This is a genomic window from Microcystis sp. LE19-84.1B, from assembly GCF_027531875.1.
Taxonomy (GTDB): domain Bacteria; phylum Cyanobacteriota; class Cyanobacteriia; order Cyanobacteriales; family Microcystaceae; genus Microcystis; species Microcystis panniformis.
In genome coordinates, this window is the sequence record NZ_JAPZSR010000385.1 from 1 (window position 1) to 15,817 (window position 15,817).

Sequence of the window (15,817 nt, forward strand, 5' to 3'; positions counted from 1 at the left end):
AAAAAGCGAGAATCAAAGTAGCAAGGATTCACGCTCGAATCACCGATAACAGAAAAGACCATTTACATAAGCTAACCACTCAATTAGTTCGTGAAAACCAAACGATTGTAGTTGAGAATTTAGCCATCAAGAATATGGTCAAAAACCCGAAATTATCTCAGGCAATATCTGATGTAAGCTGGGGAGAAATTACCCGACAATTAGCCTATAAATGCCGTTGGTATGGAAGAAATTACATCGAAATAGATAGATGGTTTCCTAGCTCTAAAAGGTGTAGTAATTGTGGGCATATTGCTGAGAAAATGCCGTTAAATGTTCGAGAATGGGACTGTCCAGACTGTGGGACTCACCATGACCGAGATGTTAACGCTAGTAAAAATATTTTGGCCGCAGGGCTTGCGGTGTCAGTCTGTAGAGCGACCATAAGACCAGAACAGAGTGAATCTGTTAAGGCAGGTGCGGAACCCCGCAAGGGAAAGAAGCAGAAACCTAAATCGTGAGGTTTGGGAATCACCGTCCGTTTTACGGCGGCGAGGATGTCAATAATCTACACCTATCTGGAATTCTCAAAAAACATTTTCCCACCTTCTCGCTAGTAAGAGGGTGGGATTTGAGAATTCTTAGGGAAATTGGTTCTTCGGTTTTTGTTATGCAATGGACGGGGGTTATAAGGGATGGAACCCTTATATAGAAAGGCATTTGGCGATTTTTGTCAATTATTTTTGATCTAGAGCGAACTAATCAATTAAGTCTCTTGCCAGATAAGGATTTAGTCGATTTATGCCCCCCTATCGAACCATACCAGGTAACGAAGAACCGGGAAATTTTCTTTAATTTAGGTTTTGATTCTCTTGGTTTTTGCGCTTGAGGTTTTGCAGTTGTTGCAGCAGTACCTCGATTTCCGCTTCTAGATGCAGGTATTTCACCTGTTGGTCAGCTTGGTAGGTGGTGCGAATCTGTTTCATGGCGGAGGATTCCTTAGTTAGTACAGTTGTCATAGCGGTATCTATAGAGTGCTAATTATGTTCAATTGTTTCAATTTGTATATAGTACCTTAACAATGTCTTAAAGAAAACCTTTTTATGGTAGTTTCTCAACTGGCACAGGATGAAAGAGGGAAAAAATTCTTGCAACCAAGGGGATCGGAGTGCGATATACTCAGTCGCGAACGATATTGGCAAGCATGACCATGGTAGCGGTAGCAATTTTAGCGGCGGGTAAGGGAACCCGAATGAAGTCCAGCCTTCCGAAAGTTTTACATCCCCTCGGCAGTCGCTCGCTAGTGGAACGGGTGCTTAATGTCAGCGAATCCTTACATCCCCAGCGAAAACTGGTGATTATCGGTTATCAAGGGCAACAGGTGCGAAATACTCTACAGCATCTCGATGATATCGAATTTGTTGAACAAAAGGAACAGTTAGGCACTGGCCATGCTATTCAGCAGTTAATCCCCCATTTAGAGGACTTTCAGGGGGATTTGTTGGTCTTAAATGGCGATGTTCCCCTATTGCGTCCCGAAACCTTGCAAAATCTTCTCCAGATTCATCAAGACCATGGTAACGCTGCCACCCTCTTAACTGCTAACCTCCCTAACCCGAAAGGTTACGGTCGAGTTTTTTGTGATGGCAATAATCTCGTTAAGCAGATTGTGGAAGAAAGAGACTGTACCGATGCCCAACGACAAAACCACCGGATTAATGGAGGCATATACTGCTTTAATTGGTCAAGATTAGCGGCTATACTGCCTAATTTAACCCCCAATAACGATCAAGGTGAGTATTATCTCACGGATGTGGTCAATTTTCTCGATCCCGTCATGGCCGTGGATGTGGAGGACTTTTTAGAAATTAGCGGCATTAACGATCGCAAACAATTGGCCGCCGCCTATGATATCCTACAAACTAGAGTCAAAGATGATTGGATGGCCGCTGGAGTCACCATAATTGACCCCGATAGTGTCACCATTGAGGATACTGTCACCCTCAGTCCCGATGTGATTATCGAACCCCAAACCCATCTGCGCGGTGAGACGATAATCGCTTCTGGTTGTCGTATAGGTCCGGGGAGTTTAATCGAAAATAGTCGCATAGGCAGCGATGTAACGGTCTTATTTTCGGTTATTTCTGATAGTCAGGTGGATTCTGGTTGTCGTATCGGTCCCTATGCTCATTTGCGCGGAGAAGCGAAAATTGGGGCTAATTGTCGAGTCGGTAATTTTGTTGAAATTAAAAAAAGTGACATCGGCAATAAAACCAATATTGCCCATTTATCCTATCTGGGAGATGCCACTTTAGGGGAAAAAGTTAACGTTGGCGCGGGAACAATTACTGCTAATTACGATGGCGTGAAAAAACATCAAACTATGATCGGCAGTGGCACAAAAACTGGGGCAAATAGTGTTTTAGTGGCTCCTTTAAAATTAGGAAAAAATGTCACCGTGGCTGCCGGTTCAACTATCACTAAAAATGTCCCCGATAACGCTTTAGTTATTGCTCGCGAAAGTCAGCGTGTGATCGAAAATTGGGCAGATCAGTTTCAGTAGGTTAATTCCGGGATTTAAGGCAAGAAAACTGTTGCTAAATTCCGAGATTAGAGTCAAGATAAACGGGGAGGGAAAGAAAGAGGGGTTGAGTACCATTCAACCGGCGTTGCTGATTTGAGATATGAATCTTCTTTTGTGGGATTTTTAAAACCTAGACCCAAACTAACTTTTGGATGGGTGCAAGATTGTCATTCATACCTTGATTCAGCAACGCCCTTTTTTTTGCTTCCTCTCAGATTAACTCCTGTCAGTTCGCCGTAACAGACAAGGCAGTCAGTGATTTTTGTCTGTTGCAATTTATTTTAATTTTCCAAAGTCTTAATTGTAACCACCTGCGGCGGTGTAGAATCAGGTGGATAAATAACATCTAATTGTACTTTTCTTTGAGTTCCTGGTTTTAAATCTAGTTTTAATAAAGGCTCTAAAACCTGCCCTGTTCTATGCCATAAATGTACATAACTGGTTTGTTGTTTACCTTGATCATCGCTATATTTTAAACGCACTGTACCACGGAAAAAGGGAAAGTCTAATGATGGTTTTCTAAATTTAATTCCTTTTTCAGATAGTCTATCTTCTTTTAAGGGAGTTTCTAAAGTGATGCTAACTGTCTGATTTTTATTAGTGTTATTAGTTAAAGGTATGTTGAGTTGATATTCTACCCCATAGTTACCATGTGCTTCGTAAGCAGTATCAGGATACCGCACTAGCATTTTTGCGGTTTGGCTTTGTTCTGTTCCTAACCTTCCACCCCGTAAGGTGGCTATGGGATAAGAAATAGTTTTACCTGGTTCGGGAATAGTCAGGGTTTGGGTTTTGGTGTTGTCTGTGAGGTTTGCTTTCCATGTTGCACCTTCGGATATACCTGCGACTCTGCTGTAAATTAATTGACCTCCTTTTGCATCTGGGGGTGTGGGGGTTTTATCTCTTGGTCCTGCAAAGTTACCGTTATTTAATAAGTCTTGCCATTCTTTTAATGTGGGTGCGCGCTCGCTACCATCAGCATTTTTTTTCGCAAACATGGCTAAACTCGCTGCATAAATTTTACCACTGCTATTTAATCGGAAAAAACTGGATCTCCCATTGACAGGTTTTTCTAAATTTCTGACTGGGATAGGATGGTTTAATAACATTTGACTTCCCCCAGCAGCAATGACTATTCTTGCTGGAAATTCTTTTTGACGTACTCCCCGCAAAACATCCGCTACTGCTCTTGCACCTGGTCCAGAAAATGCTTTACCATCGTTATTTTCTATGTAGGGTTGCCAGGTGACAAACGGTGCTTCTGTCATTAAATAACTCGCACCTTGTAAAATGTTAATAGTGATAGGTTTTTTACTGGGATTATGTAAAATTACTCCTATATATAAGGTTTGTAAATCCTTGGGATTGTGGGTATAATGATGAGCAAATAAATCAAATCTGCCTTGAATGGGAAAGTTTAAATGTGCGGCTGGAACTTTTTTGTTATTAGGGGTAAAAGTAGAAAGTAGAATACCTTCATTTTTGATCCATTCTGGACTGTTGCTATTAAAAACAGGTATTTTATCTAAACTACCGGGTAAAGGGCGCACTTCTCCAGTTTGTATAATTTCTTGGGGTGCTGGTTTTGCAGGTGTTTGGGCGTTTACTTGATTTTTCGGATGATAGCTATTGAAAGTTGTACAGCCGATAGTTTGAGTAATCGCTAATCCTGATATGATGATGAATACAGGTTTGAGGATGTGGTTTTTTGCTTGCAAAGTTCCCATAATTTGATTTTTCCAGTAAGTTTGCCATTTGCCAGTTTGCCAGTTTGCCTGGAGCATCTCATTTATGCAAGTGAGTAATTATACTTGTCCCTAAAACTGGTTTCTAGCAAGGCTTTCAAAATAGCTTGACATAAAACCTGATTTAGGGGTTACAAAGGTGTTTCCGCTCCATACCCCAGACGAATCCCACTGGCATCTTCACTAAATGTAACATCGAGTACCCAATGGAGACTATTTTCAATACTCCAATGTCTGCGAATCACCTCGGCCTGTTTTTGGGCATCCGCTGCTAAACTACTGATGAAGAAGCGAATTTATGTAGTAGTTTTATTCCATAATTGGCGGACACTGCGAACCATGACTACTGCAGCTCTAACCAGTAATTTAGATAGGTCAATGGCTTATCAGTTCACTGTTTACTGTTTACTGATGCTGGTTAAGGCCTTAAATTTGCGCGATGAAGCGTGAAATGCTATAAAAATCTCAGTCTTCCCTATAGAAAAGAGTAGAAACTTTATGGCACGCACCGAGTCCACAATGTTAGATTTGGGGACAAAAGCTCCCAGTTTTGCCTTACCCGATGTGGTTTCGGGTGAAACTATCTCTCTGGACAGCTTTGCGGCTAAAACCGCTCTGTTAGTCATCTTCCTCTGTGAACATTGTCCCTTTGTTAAACACATTCAAGAAGAACTTACCCGTCTAGGTCGCGATTATGCTAACACCAATCTGGGCATCCTCGCCATTAGTTCTAATGATGTGGAGAAATATCCCGATGATTCGCCGGAAAATTTGAAAAAAATGGCGATAACTCTTGACTTTAAATTCAATTTATGCTATGACGAAAGCCAAGAAGTGGCGAAAGCTTACACGGCAGCCTGTACTCCCGATTTTTTCCTCTTTGATAGTCAGCGCATTCTAGTCTATCGCGGTCAATTGGATGATAGTCGTCCTAGTAATGGCGTACCGGTGACAGGCAAAGATCTCCGTGCCGCTATTGACAAGGTTTTAGCCGGTCAACCGGTGCCGACGGAGCAAAAACCCAGTTTAGGCTGTAATATCAAATGGAAACCGGGTAATGAGCCACCCTATTATGGTTAATTAACGAAGGGTGTGGGGAAATGGGGAAGTGGGGAAGTGGGGAAGTGGGGAAGTGGGGAAGTGGGGAAGTGGGGAAGTGGGGTGTGGGGAAATGGGGAAGCTGTCTCATCACCCTATCACCCCAAAACCCTATCACCCTATCTCCTGAATACTGACTCCTGACGACCGACTCCTGACGACCGACTCCGTTATGAGACTATTTCAATAGCGTAACCGATTGCTGGGCTAATAAGGCAGTACCATAGGCTGCTTGATCCTGTTGAGATAAAAGCACGGGAACCCCTAAATGACGCTGACGAATTATTCTCCAAGTCGGATTTTTTGCCCCACCACCCGCGCTATCAACTCGCTCTAATTTATTGGCCCCCAATTCCTGTAAACGCTGATAACCTAAAGCTTCAATGCGGGCAATACTTTCTAGTAAACCATGCAAAAATTCTAGAGGATTATCGGGGCGAGGAGTCAGTTTTGCGGGTAAAAAAGGATCATTAATTGGAAAGCGCTCACCCGCTTTTAGTAGAGGATAATAATCTAAATTACTTTCTTTTTGTCCATCTATTGCTAAACTATAATTTCTCAATTCTTGATCAGAAAAAAACTTCTTTAGCACTGCTCCTCCCGTATTAGATGCCCCACCAGTTAACCACAAATTTCCTAAACGATGACTATAGATGCCATAGTTACTATCATCAACTTTCTGGCTACTTAATAATTTTAAGACTAAAGTTGAACCTAAAGATGTCACTGCATCCCCTAAAGAATTAGCACCACTGGCTAAAAATGCCGCTATGCTGTCGGTGGTTCCCGTATAAATTAAACAATCTTTCGGGATAGCAAAACGAGTCACTAAATCTGGTTTAATAGTATCGATCGCTGTACCCGGGGCAAAAATTTGCGGTAATAAATTAAACATCGGTAAATTCTCTAACCAATCGGGATAACAGAGATTTTCGAGATCATAACCTAACTTTAAGGCATTGTGATAATCACTAATTCCCAGTTTACCGTGCAGCAGAAATGCTAACCAATCCGCTTGCGAGAGAAAATAACGCGCTTGCGAAAAAATTTCTTGTTCACTCCACCAAAGTAATTTAGCTAAACTGGAGGTAGCAATAATCACGGGATGGTGAGGGGGTGCTATAGCTTTAATTGCTTCTAAAAAGGCAATTCCTCGCCCGTCATTGTATAATATTGCCTGAGAAAGAGGATTCCCCCAATTATCACATAATAACACCGTCGAGGAAGTACCATTAATTGCGATCGATTTAAGTTCTGAACGCACCGAATCCCCTAGATTATCCAATAAATAAAATAGGGCCTTTTGCCAATCCTGAAAATTGGCATTAGTGAAGGGATAATGAACCTCAGCGACGATATTTTTGCTAGAATCAATAGCAATCGCTCGCGCTCCCGATGTGCCAAAATCAATACCTAAAGATAAACCCATAGATGTCTTCACAACCCCCTCATTCTGGCTACCATTGGGATGGTATCACTCCTCGATTTTTTGAAGGTTGGTACTTCCGAGTCATGATTCCGCAATTAGCCGACGGATTCGCCTTTATGTATTCTATTCAAGACCCAAGCGGCGGTCAAGTCAATAGCGGTGGAGCGGTACAAATTTTAGCCATAGAATCTAATTATCTTTGTCGCACTTTTCCCGATACGGATAAATTTTGGGCAAGTCGTCAGGAATTAGCCATTATCCATTGGGGAAAAACTAACTTAAAAATCCGTCCCCGTCTGCTTTCTCCGTCAGCTTTTTTTGAGTCTGTTCGAGAAGGTTATCAAGCAACGGCACACCAGCAGCAAGGACGAATTTATGATCCCGTCACTGGAGAAATCTGTCAATGGGATTATCGCATTGAAACTAGGTACACTTGGGGAGATAACAAGCGTCCACCCCAAGCAACAGCAGGAATACTATCTTATTTACCGATTTTTGACCCGGGTTGGCAGATTTTAACTGCTCATGGTTTAGCAACGGGAATGATTACCTATCGGGGAAAAAATTACCAATTTGAGAATGTACCTTTTTATAGCGAAAAAAATTGGGGTTATTCTTTCCCCGAAAAGTGGTTTTGGATTAATTGTAATGCTTTCCCTGAAAATCCCGATTTAACCTTAACCGCAGTGGGTTCTACCCGGAAAGTTCTCCACTGGACGGAATCGGTGGGAATTATCGGTATTCACTGGCAAAATCGCTTTTATAAGTTTGATATCTGGAATTCTCAACTAACTTGGACAGTGCAACCCTGGGGATACTGGGAAATGAGGGCAACTAACGAGGATTATACCATTGTCTTAATCGGGATCAGTGATCATCCTCCCGATCGCGTGCGTGTACCCACAGAAAAAGGTCTCTGTTTTGCTTGTCAAGATACCCTCAAAGGTAAATTGTCGATAAAATTGGCTGATAGTCGTGGTAAAACCCTTATAAATGCCTCTAGTCGTCTAGCTGGCCTCGAAATTGGCGGTATTTGGCTATCAGCATGGATCAAACAGTGAGTTAAATCACCATTACGACGGCATAATATCACCCTATTTTTGGTCGATCGGTATTAAGATGGAGTCAGTTTTTGGTCGCTAAAAAATTGTTTCATGAACCAACCTTCTCTCAATTTTGTTGAGCAATTAGTGATAGCAGAAGTGCAGGAACAGTTAAGGAATTTACCTGCTTCTTTTCGCAAATATCCCTCGGAGATTAAAATCGATCGAGTCATGAATAATGCTATTCAAATTCTGCCCCGCAGTTTCAAAACTTTGGGGGAAAAATATCACGACTATCACACCCGAAGATTAAGAATAAAAATTGCTGTAGAAAGAGCGATCACTGATAGGCTGCATGAGCTAAAATTTTATTATGTAGCGCAGACAGAAGTGGAAGATGAAGAAAATATTCCCACGGAACCAAATTCTGAAAGGTGGGATAGCAGAGGCTGCATCTCAGACAAAATTGAGATGCAGCCTGTAGATTCTCTGGAAAATGCCAGATTTACCAGCTAATTACTTTAACCGTTTCCTTAAATAAATTTGCTTCTAGGGAATCGGGAGAACTTGTCACCACACCGGCAATTAGAGCTTCGGGTTTTATGGCTGCTTGTTTCATACAGGAGGGACAAATTAAGACTTTTCCCCCTTGACTGATGAAATCTACTAACATTGCTTGCAGGGTTTTACCAGTGATACCGTTAGTGTGTTGAGGAATGGTCGTCGCTGCCAGGTGCACCCCTGTAATATTCAAAAAAATAGTGGTTGAGTGACCTTTTTTTAGCATATTGGTAGCGACACCGATTGCCATTGCAGCTCGCCAAGGATCATCGGTGGTTAAATTAACAAATAAATCGGATTTTTGTTGACCGACAGCAATTATTGCTTCGTTAGTTTGTACTGGAGAAAGGGAAGGATTAGCCAAGACTGGGATAGATGTAACTAAGGATAATCCCACAAGCGAACCAAGGGCTAAAGATTTTAACAACATTTTCTTGTCCTCTTGCTGCTGGGTACAATGAAAACATTTTCATTATGATGATTTCTGGAAAATCTTGTCAACAGACAGCCTGTCAAACTTTAATTTTTGTTGCAGATAACAAAAACAATAAGGTGAGATAAGTAGGGTTTGCAGCAAAAAGTTTTTCCTGGGGGCAGGCTTCGGCCGTGAGATCAGCCGAACGGGTGTGGGGAGTGGGGTGTATGATTTTACCGATTTTGAGGGGGTCAATTACCTAATTTTCAGGTAAAAAGTAGCTAAATTTTCCCACCGAACAATCCCATATCTGGTACGTTTTGATTTCAAAAAGACCTAAAGATATTATCCAACAAGGTTTTTAGATTGATTCAGCAATCTCTAATTAAAAATTGCGATGGCGTTTGCATAATTATTCCTGTTTGTTCAGCCACTTGTAACCTAAAAGCCTAAGAGTCACTGATAATTGCTAATTGTTGGTATTGCTGCATAAGTGCGTAAAAGCTGATAGGACAACGAACGGAAAAAATATAGATTGTCAAGACGCGACAAATCGCTATAATCATCCCAGCAGAGGCGATAGTAACCCCTCGATCATCCACTGGTTAATGATCGCTAATGATTAGACAAACTTGGTTTTCTCAAGCGGTTTCGAGACAGCGAACCCGTGATTTTCCCAGTCGATCATTGATCGAGCCTCGACGGGCCTTTTTTTGGAGTTGATCGAACCATGTTGCAAGGATGGATTCAAATCGCGCTCACGATCCTGATAATCGTGGCAATCACCCCCTTTTTCGGGCGCTATATGGCTAGGGTTTTCATGGAACGGAGAACCCTACTCGACCCACTGTGCGATCGAGCCGAGAATCTTCTTTACAGCTTCGTCGGGGTGAAAGGGAAAGAGAATATGACTGGATGGCAGTACGCCCGCGCCGTTCTCTACAGTAACGCGGTAATAGCAGTTCTGGTTTTTTCCCTGATTGCGGGCCAAGGAGTCCTTCCCCTCAACCCGACGGGGATCCCCGCCCCCACTTGGGACACCACGCTACATACGACGATTTCCTTTATCACCAACACCGACCAACAGCATTATTCCGGAGAAACCACCCTCAGCTACGGGAGTCAGATCTGGGGTCTTGGCTACCAGATGTTCACCTCGGCCGGAACCGGTCTAGCGGTGGGGATCGCCTTTATTCGGGGACTGACGGGGCGACCGTTGGGCAATTTCTACGTCGATCTGATCCGAGCGATCACCCGTATCCTCTTACCGATCTCGATCGTGGGGGCAATTGCCCTGATCATCGCCGGAGTTCCAGAAACCCTCGCCGGCCCAGCGATCTTGCCGACGCTAGAAAACCCCAACCTGAGTCAGGCGATCGCCCGCGGTCCAGTGGCCCACTTCGAGATCATTAAGGAATTGGGAGAAAACGGCGGCGGCTTCTTCACCAGCAACTCGGCCCACCCCTTGGAAAACCCGAACGGATTCGTCAATCTGGTGCAGTTGGTAGCGATTCTCTCGATTCCCACCTCCCTGATCTATACCTACGGGATTTTCGCCGATAATCTCAAGCAAGCTCGGTTAATCTATCTAATTCCCCTCAGTATTTTAATCGGCTTTACGATCATCACCGCGATCGGGGAATATAACGGCAACCCGGCGGTTAACTCCCTGCTAGGGGTGGAGCGAGCGGTTAACTTCGAGGGCAAAGAAGTACGCTTCGGTTGGGCGCAATCGGCCCTGTACGCGGTAACTACCACAGCCACCATGTGCGGTGCGGTGATCGCCATGCACGATTCCTTGATGCCGAACGGCGGCTTCGTCACCCTCTCGAATATGTTCCTGCAAATCGTTTTCGGAGGCCAGGGTACTGGTACCGCCTACCTGTTTGCCTATCTAATCCTCGCAGTATTCGTCACCGGGCTAATGGTGGGAAGAACCCCGGAATTCCTCGGGCGCAAAATTGAGAAACGGGAAGTGGTGTTAGCCAGTTTTTTAATTCTGCTGGTTCACCCGATCGCCATCCTCATCCCTGGAGCGATCGCTCTTGCCTTTCCTGACTTTCAGGGCATCAGTAACCCCGGCTTTCACGGATTATCTCAAGTTATCTACGAGTACGCTTCCGCCGCCGCCAATAACGGGTCAGGATTCGAGGGACTAGGAGATTCCCAACCCTCGCCGATTGCGATCGCAGATGGAGCAAAACCGACGCTCACAGCCCTTTGGTGGAATCTCAGCACCTCCTTCAGTTTACTGGCTGGACGGTATATCCCGATCGCCGCCCTGCTCTTGTTAGCCGATGGGATGTCCCGCAAACAACCGGTTCCCGCCACCACTGGAACCCTCCGCACCGATACCGGACTCTTTACCGGCGTGACGGCGGGGGTGATTTTAATTCTCGGCGCGCTCACTTTCTTGCCGATATTGGCCCTCGGGCCGATCGCAGAAGCCTTTCAAATCCCGCGGATGATCGGCTAGGAGTTTAGACAATTTATGAGAACGAACAAAGGAAATTCTAAGTCCCCCCGACCGTTGCGAGTGCCGAGAGGTCGCCGGGACGACCGCCGCCATACCCCCAAGGTAAACCGGACAGGTCTCTATCAACGTGCGATCCGGCAGTCCTTCCTCAAACTCGACCCGCGCATCGCCGTGCGTAACCCAGTCATGTTCGTGGTCTGGTTGGGAACGATCGTCACGGCCTTAGTCACGATCAACCCGAATCTATTCGGCACAATCGCCGCAGACAGCGGACAACAACGGCTACTTAACGGCATCATCACCCTGATCCTCTTCTTCACGGTGCTGTTCGCCAACTTCGCCGAGGCCGTCGCCGAAGGACGGGGGAAAGCCCAGGCCGATGCCCTACGCTCCACCCGCAGCGACACAACCGCCCGAAAAATCCTGGCCGACGGCTCGATCGAGTCGGTCAGTTCCACGGCCTTGGGTCGGGGCGATCGGGTGAAACTGGTGGCCGGGGACGTGATTCCCGCCGACGGGGAAGTGATCGAGGGAATCGGTTCGGTGGATGAATCGGCGATCACCGGAGAATCGGCCCCGGTCCTCAAACAACCCGGCACCGACATCGCCAGTTCCGTCACCGGCGGTACGCGGCTTCTCTCGGACGAGTTGACAGTGCGGATCACCCAAGATCCCGGCCAGGGTTTTATCGATCGCATGATCTCCCTGGTGGAAGGGGCCGAGCGCACGAAAACCCCCAACGAGATCGCGCTGACGGTACTTCTGGCCGTGTTAACCCAAGTCTTTTTAATTGTCGTCGCCACAATTCCGCCGATCGGGAACTATATCGCTGGTTTTCTGGAAACGAGCCTCAGTCCTGCGGTGGCGAATACCTTTCGAGCCGGTTCCAGTATCGCCATCTTGATCTCCCTCCTCGTCGCTCTCATTCCCACGACGATCGGCGGTTTATTGAGCGCGATCGGCATCGCCGGGATGGATCGTGTGGCTCAGTTTAATGTCATCGCCACCTCCGGGCGCGCCGTGGAAGCCTGCGGTGACGTCAATGCCCTCGTTCTCGACAAAACGGGAACGATCACCCTCGGCAACCGGCTGGCTGACGAATTTATCCCCGTCAACGGTCATAACCTCGAGGAATTAGCCCGCGTCTGTCTAGCGGCCAGCCTTTGCGACGAAACCCCGGAAGGACGCTCGATCGTTGCCTTAGCCCGAAATTTGGGCGCAACCCCCCCCATCGATGGCCAACCCGGCGAGGCAATCCCATTCTCGGCTCGTACCCGCATGAGCGGCACCGATAGAGACGGCGAGGAATACCGTAAGGGGGCCGTAGAAGCGATTAAAGGTTTCGTCCGTTCTAGGGGTGGTTCCGTTCCCGATACCCTCGATCAGGCCCAGGAAAGGGTTTCCCGTTTGGGGGGAACTCCCCTCGCCGTCTGTCGGGGTAACGATATCTACGGGGTGATCTATCTCAAAGATATAGTGAAACCAGGATTAAAAGAGCGTTTTGACCAATTACGGCGCATGGGTGTGAAAACGATCATGCTCACCGGCGACAACCAGATCACGGCCTCGGTGATCGCGGCGGAGGCGGGGGTGGATGATTTTATCGCCGAGGCTACCCCGGAAGATAAGATCGAGGTGATCCGTCGCGAGCAATCCCAGGGCAAGTTAGTTGCCATGACGGGGGACGGCACTAACGACGCACCGGCACTGGCCCAGGCTAATGTCGGTGTGGCGATGAACTCTGGAACCCAAGCGGCGAAGGAGGCGGCTAATATGGTGGATCTGGATTCTGACCCGACCAAGCTGATCGATTTAGTGACCATCGGCAAACAGTTATTAATTACCCGCGGCGCCCTGACCACGTTTTCGGTAGCTAACGATATTGCTAAGTATTTCGCCATTATCCCGACAATTTTCGCCGCCGCTGGGATCGGTGCTTTAAATATTATGGGTTTGAAAAGCGCTCAATCGGCGATCGTCTCAGCCCTGATCTACAATGCCCTGATTATCCCCGTTTTGATTCCCCTAGCACTTAAAGGCGTTCAATTTCGCCCGCTCACCGCTGACCAACTATTGCGGCGCAATATCCTCATCTACGGCGTGGGGGGCATGATTGCGCCGTTTATTGCGATTAAGATTATTGATGAGATAATTTCAGCGATCGGGTTGAGGTAATGGCAAAATCTACAATATTTAAGCCTAGTTTATTCGGATTGAGGCACTCGAATCGGGATTTTACCCAAAAAGAAACCTGGGGTAAAAATCAATTTAATTCCTCATTTCCAGCTTCTTTGTGCGCTTACTTAGATGGAAAAGGACTGAAAAATGTAGATCTGAAACTTGATGAAAATTTAAAAATTCAACCTGCGGAGTTAAGTACAAAAGAGTTATACGGTCTAGCTCCCGATTCCGATAATTTATTTTACGCTTTCGAGAGTCAATTTGGAGGAGAAAGCAAAATGATCACAATCGATTTATTCGCTGGTTGTGGTGGTTTATCTTTAGGGTTCCAAAAAGCGGGGTTTACTATTGTGGCCGCATTTGATAATTGGATACCTGCTATAGATGTCTATAGAAATAACTTTAGTCATCCGATATTTAATGTCGATTTATCTAGAGAATCTAATCAAGAAATATTGGCTCAATATAATCCTGAGATTATTGTCGGCAGCCCTCCTTGTCAAGACTTTTCTAGTGCCGGTAAGAGAAACGAGGGTTTAGGACGAGCGAATCTAACGCTCACATTCGCTGAAATTGTCACTAGAGTAAGTCCCCAATGGTTTGTTATGGAAAATGTGGATAGAATTGAGAAAAGTAAAATACTCATTCAAGCAAAACAAATTTTTAAAAGCCATGGTTATGGTTTAACTGGAAAAGTTATTAATTCTTGTTACTGCGGAGTTCCTCAAACTAGAAAAAGATATTTTCTGATCGGTAAAATGAAGGAAGAAGACGATTTTTTAATCGATGAAATCAATGAAAATCTATCAAGTCAACCTCTGACTGTATTTGACTATATGGGCAAAGAATTAGATATAGAATACTATTATAGACATCCTAGAAGCTATCAAAGAAGGGCGATATTCAGTATTTATGAACCTAGCCCTACTATTCGAGGAGTAAATCGACCAGTTCCCAAAACCTATCGACAACATCCCGGTGATGCTTGTCATCTTCAGGAAAAATTAAGACCCCTAACAACGAGCGAGCGAAGCTATATCCAAACTTTTCCTAAAGACTTTATTTTTGCTGGAACAAAATCTAATCTAGAACAAATGATTGGCAATGCGGTTCCTGTTAATTTGGCTAGATATGTGGGCCAATGTATTCTTAACTATGAATTGAAAAAGGGGAAAAAGATAACCGATCGACAACTACAGCTAAGTAAGTGGTTATAATTAAATTGAAAATAGATTTTGTCTTTGATCCCCCCTTAATCCCCCCTTGATAAGGGGGGTGTCGATCCCCCCTTAATCCCCCCTTGATAAGGGGGGTGTCGATCCCCCCTTAATCCCCCCTTGATAAGAGGGGTGCCTGATAATTTTTAACGCCTACTTACTTATTTTCTTGATTTACTGGCAAAAACAAATCTCCCAAAAACTCTAATTCTTATGAAAGCATCCCTTAGAAAACACCGATTTTTCTGGTATATTTTCTTAAATTTCTGTCTAACAATTCTTTTCTCCTCCATCGTTCAAGCTTCTACGGGAAGCACTATCGATAGGGGGCAGGCCTTCGCGTTAACCCTTTTAGGATTAGTCGCCTTTGCTTTATTTATCTACCTATTTTTTGTCATCTTTATACCGGAGAGGTTTTAATTATGAGTTTTGCACGCGAGGCCGGTAGAGCCATCCGTTCTACCCTAGTTCTCTGGGTGATTACTGCCCTGATCTATCCTTTCTCGATGATCGCCATCGGTCAAATTCTTTTTCCCTGGCAAGCGAACGGGAGTTTAATTACCAATAATCAAGGTCAAGTGGTGGGTTCGGCTCTAATTGGGCAACCTTTCACCAGCGATCGCTATTTTAATAGTCGTCCGAGTACCACCGCCTACAGTACGGCCGATCCGAAAAACGATCCTAACAAGATCCTGCAAACCGGAATTTCGGGCGCGAGTAACCTAGCTCCCAGTAACCCTGTATTAATCGATCGCATTAAAGGAAAACCCGATCCTGATCCGGCGAAAGCTATAGAGGGGGAGATTCCTCGATTAGAGAAAGCGGGAATTAAACCCACCGCCGCTCTGGTATATACCTCTGGATCGAGTCTCGATCCCCATATCACCCCAGAGGCCGCCAGAGCGCAGATCGAGCGGGTGGCGCGGGTGCGGGGATTACCGACGAATCAAGTAGAGATACTGATTATCAAAAACACCGACGAGCGCTTTCTCGGCATCTTTGGCGAACCGGGGGTTAACGTGCTGAAACTGAATCTGGCTCTAGATGCGATCGCCAATACCCGATAGGCCTCTGATACTAAATCCTATT

Annotated in this window: 15 protein-coding genes and 1 pseudogene; 11 read left to right on the top strand and 5 right to left on the bottom strand. The window is 45.3% G+C overall.

Annotated features, from left to right (window positions below; all coding sequences use genetic code 11):
* A partial coding sequence (locus tag O9324_RS21570; RefSeq protein ID WP_288141271.1) for an RNA-guided endonuclease TnpB family protein occupies positions 1-500 on the top strand: 500 nt, incomplete at its 5' end.
* Positions 501-830: 330 nt separating this feature from the next.
* On the opposite strand, the gene O9324_RS21575 is transcribed toward O9324_RS21570, so the two are convergent.
* Positions 831-998 (bottom strand): hypothetical protein, encoded by a 168-nt coding sequence (locus O9324_RS21575; RefSeq protein ID WP_002801704.1) that lies wholly within the window; start codon positions 996-998, stop codon positions 831-833.
* Between the two features lie 191 nt (positions 999-1,189).
* Between O9324_RS21575 and glmU the strand changes: the two genes are divergently transcribed.
* Positions 1,190-2,542, top strand: a complete 1,353-nt coding sequence (glmU, locus tag O9324_RS21580; RefSeq protein WP_287971385.1) for a bifunctional UDP-N-acetylglucosamine diphosphorylase/glucosamine-1-phosphate N-acetyltransferase GlmU — start codon at positions 1,190-1,192, stop codon at positions 2,540-2,542.
* Positions 2,543-2,844: 302 nt separating this feature from the next.
* On the opposite strand, the gene O9324_RS21585 is transcribed toward glmU, so the two are convergent.
* Complete coding sequence (locus O9324_RS21585) at positions 2,845-4,347, bottom strand: DUF3370 domain-containing protein (protein WP_242034656.1); 1,503 nt, start codon at positions 4,345-4,347, stop codon at positions 2,845-2,847.
* A 104-nt stretch (positions 4,348-4,451) separates the two neighbouring features.
* Positions 4,452-4,601, bottom strand: a pseudogene (locus O9324_RS21590) (ISAs1 family transposase); the annotation flags it as partial.
* A gap of 205 nt (positions 4,602-4,806) precedes the next feature.
* Between O9324_RS21590 and O9324_RS21595 the strand changes: the two are divergent.
* Positions 4,807-5,388, top strand: a complete 582-nt coding sequence (locus O9324_RS21595) for a thioredoxin family protein (RefSeq protein ID WP_002765020.1) — start codon at positions 4,807-4,809, stop codon at positions 5,386-5,388.
* A gap of 20 nt (positions 5,389-5,408) precedes the next feature.
* The gene (locus tag O9324_RS21600; protein ID WP_288141272.1) at positions 5,409-5,543 is read left to right on the top strand and encodes a hypothetical protein; all 135 of its coding nucleotides are present in this window, start codon (positions 5,409-5,411) and stop codon (positions 5,541-5,543) included.
* Positions 5,544-5,584: 41 nt separating this feature from the next.
* Here O9324_RS21600 and O9324_RS21605 read toward each other — a convergent pair whose 3' ends face one another.
* Entirely contained in the window at positions 5,585-6,835 is a 1,251-nt protein-coding gene (locus tag O9324_RS21605; protein ID WP_288141285.1) for an FGGY-family carbohydrate kinase, read from the bottom strand.
* Between the two features lie 2 nt (positions 6,836-6,837).
* On the opposite strand from O9324_RS21605, the gene O9324_RS21610 reads away from it, so the two are divergent.
* A complete protein-coding gene (locus O9324_RS21610; RefSeq protein WP_288141273.1) occupies positions 6,838-7,896 on the top strand; it encodes a tocopherol cyclase family protein in 1,059 nt (352 codons plus the stop codon).
* Positions 7,897-7,989: 93 nt separating this feature from the next.
* Positions 7,990-8,394 (top strand): hypothetical protein, encoded by a 405-nt coding sequence (locus O9324_RS21615; RefSeq protein WP_288141274.1) that lies wholly within the window; start codon positions 7,990-7,992, stop codon positions 8,392-8,394.
* Here the strand turns inward: O9324_RS21615 and O9324_RS21620 are convergent.
* Positions 8,384-8,869: a DsrE family protein gene (locus O9324_RS21620; RefSeq protein WP_287629682.1), complete on the bottom strand. Its 486-nt coding sequence runs from the start codon at positions 8,867-8,869 to the stop codon at positions 8,384-8,386. The two genes, O9324_RS21615 and O9324_RS21620, sit on opposite strands and share 11 nt — an antisense overlap.
* Positions 8,870-9,584: 715 nt before the next feature.
* Here O9324_RS21620 and kdpA point away from each other — a divergent pair.
* The 5 genes from kdpA (at position 9,585) to kdpC (ending at position 15,795) form a co-directional block, all read left to right on the top strand.
* Positions 9,585-11,330 (top strand): potassium-transporting ATPase subunit KdpA, encoded by a 1,746-nt coding sequence (gene kdpA, locus O9324_RS21625; protein WP_288141275.1) that lies wholly within the window; start codon positions 9,585-9,587, stop codon positions 11,328-11,330.
* A 15-nt stretch (positions 11,331-11,345) separates the two neighbouring features.
* The gene (gene kdpB / locus O9324_RS21630; protein WP_002765026.1) at positions 11,346-13,505 is read left to right on the top strand and encodes a potassium-transporting ATPase subunit KdpB; all 2,160 of its coding nucleotides are present in this window, start codon (positions 11,346-11,348) and stop codon (positions 13,503-13,505) included.
* Entirely contained in the window at positions 13,505-14,728 is a 1,224-nt protein-coding gene (locus O9324_RS21635; protein ID WP_288141276.1) for a DNA cytosine methyltransferase, read from the top strand. The genes kdpB and O9324_RS21635 overlap by 1 nt, the downstream gene beginning before the upstream one ends.
* Before the next feature lie 213 nt (positions 14,729-14,941).
* Entirely contained in the window at positions 14,942-15,148 is a 207-nt protein-coding gene (kdpF, locus tag O9324_RS21640; RefSeq protein ID WP_071591814.1) for a K(+)-transporting ATPase subunit F, read from the top strand.
* Positions 15,149-15,150: 2 nt separating this feature from the next.
* Positions 15,151-15,795: a K(+)-transporting ATPase subunit C gene (gene kdpC / locus O9324_RS21645; protein WP_002765028.1), complete on the top strand. Its 645-nt coding sequence runs from the start codon at positions 15,151-15,153 to the stop codon at positions 15,793-15,795.
* The last annotated feature ends 22 nt before the right edge of the window (positions 15,796-15,817 follow it).

Coding starts and splice junctions, on each gene's coding strand:
- O9324_RS21575 (WP_002801704.1), bottom strand. CDS start 998: ATGACAACTGTACTAACTAAGGAATCCTCCGCCATGAAACAGATTCGC.
- glmU (WP_287971385.1), top strand. CDS start 1,190: ATGGTAGCGGTAGCAATTTTAGCGGCGGGTAAGGGAACCCGAATGAAG.
- O9324_RS21585 (WP_242034656.1), bottom strand. CDS start 4,347: ATGCTCCAGGCAAACTGGCAAACTGGCAAATGGCAAACTTACTGGAAA.
- O9324_RS21595 (WP_002765020.1), top strand. CDS start 4,807: ATGGCACGCACCGAGTCCACAATGTTAGATTTGGGGACAAAAGCTCCC.
- O9324_RS21600 (WP_288141272.1), top strand. CDS start 5,409: ATGGGGAAGTGGGGAAGTGGGGAAGTGGGGAAGTGGGGAAGTGGGGAA.
- O9324_RS21605 (WP_288141285.1), bottom strand. CDS start 6,835: ATGGGTTTATCTTTAGGTATTGATTTTGGCACATCGGGAGCGCGAGCG.
- O9324_RS21610 (WP_288141273.1), top strand. CDS start 6,838: ATGTCTTCACAACCCCCTCATTCTGGCTACCATTGGGATGGTATCACT.
- O9324_RS21615 (WP_288141274.1), top strand. CDS start 7,990: ATGAACCAACCTTCTCTCAATTTTGTTGAGCAATTAGTGATAGCAGAA.
- O9324_RS21620 (WP_287629682.1), bottom strand. CDS start 8,869: ATGTTGTTAAAATCTTTAGCCCTTGGTTCGCTTGTGGGATTATCCTTA.
- kdpA (WP_288141275.1), top strand. CDS start 9,585: ATGTTGCAAGGATGGATTCAAATCGCGCTCACGATCCTGATAATCGTG.
- kdpB (WP_002765026.1), top strand. CDS start 11,346: ATGAGAACGAACAAAGGAAATTCTAAGTCCCCCCGACCGTTGCGAGTG.
- O9324_RS21635 (WP_288141276.1), top strand. CDS start 13,505: ATGGCAAAATCTACAATATTTAAGCCTAGTTTATTCGGATTGAGGCAC.
- kdpF (WP_071591814.1), top strand. CDS start 14,942: ATGAAAGCATCCCTTAGAAAACACCGATTTTTCTGGTATATTTTCTTA.
- kdpC (WP_002765028.1), top strand. CDS start 15,151: ATGAGTTTTGCACGCGAGGCCGGTAGAGCCATCCGTTCTACCCTAGTT.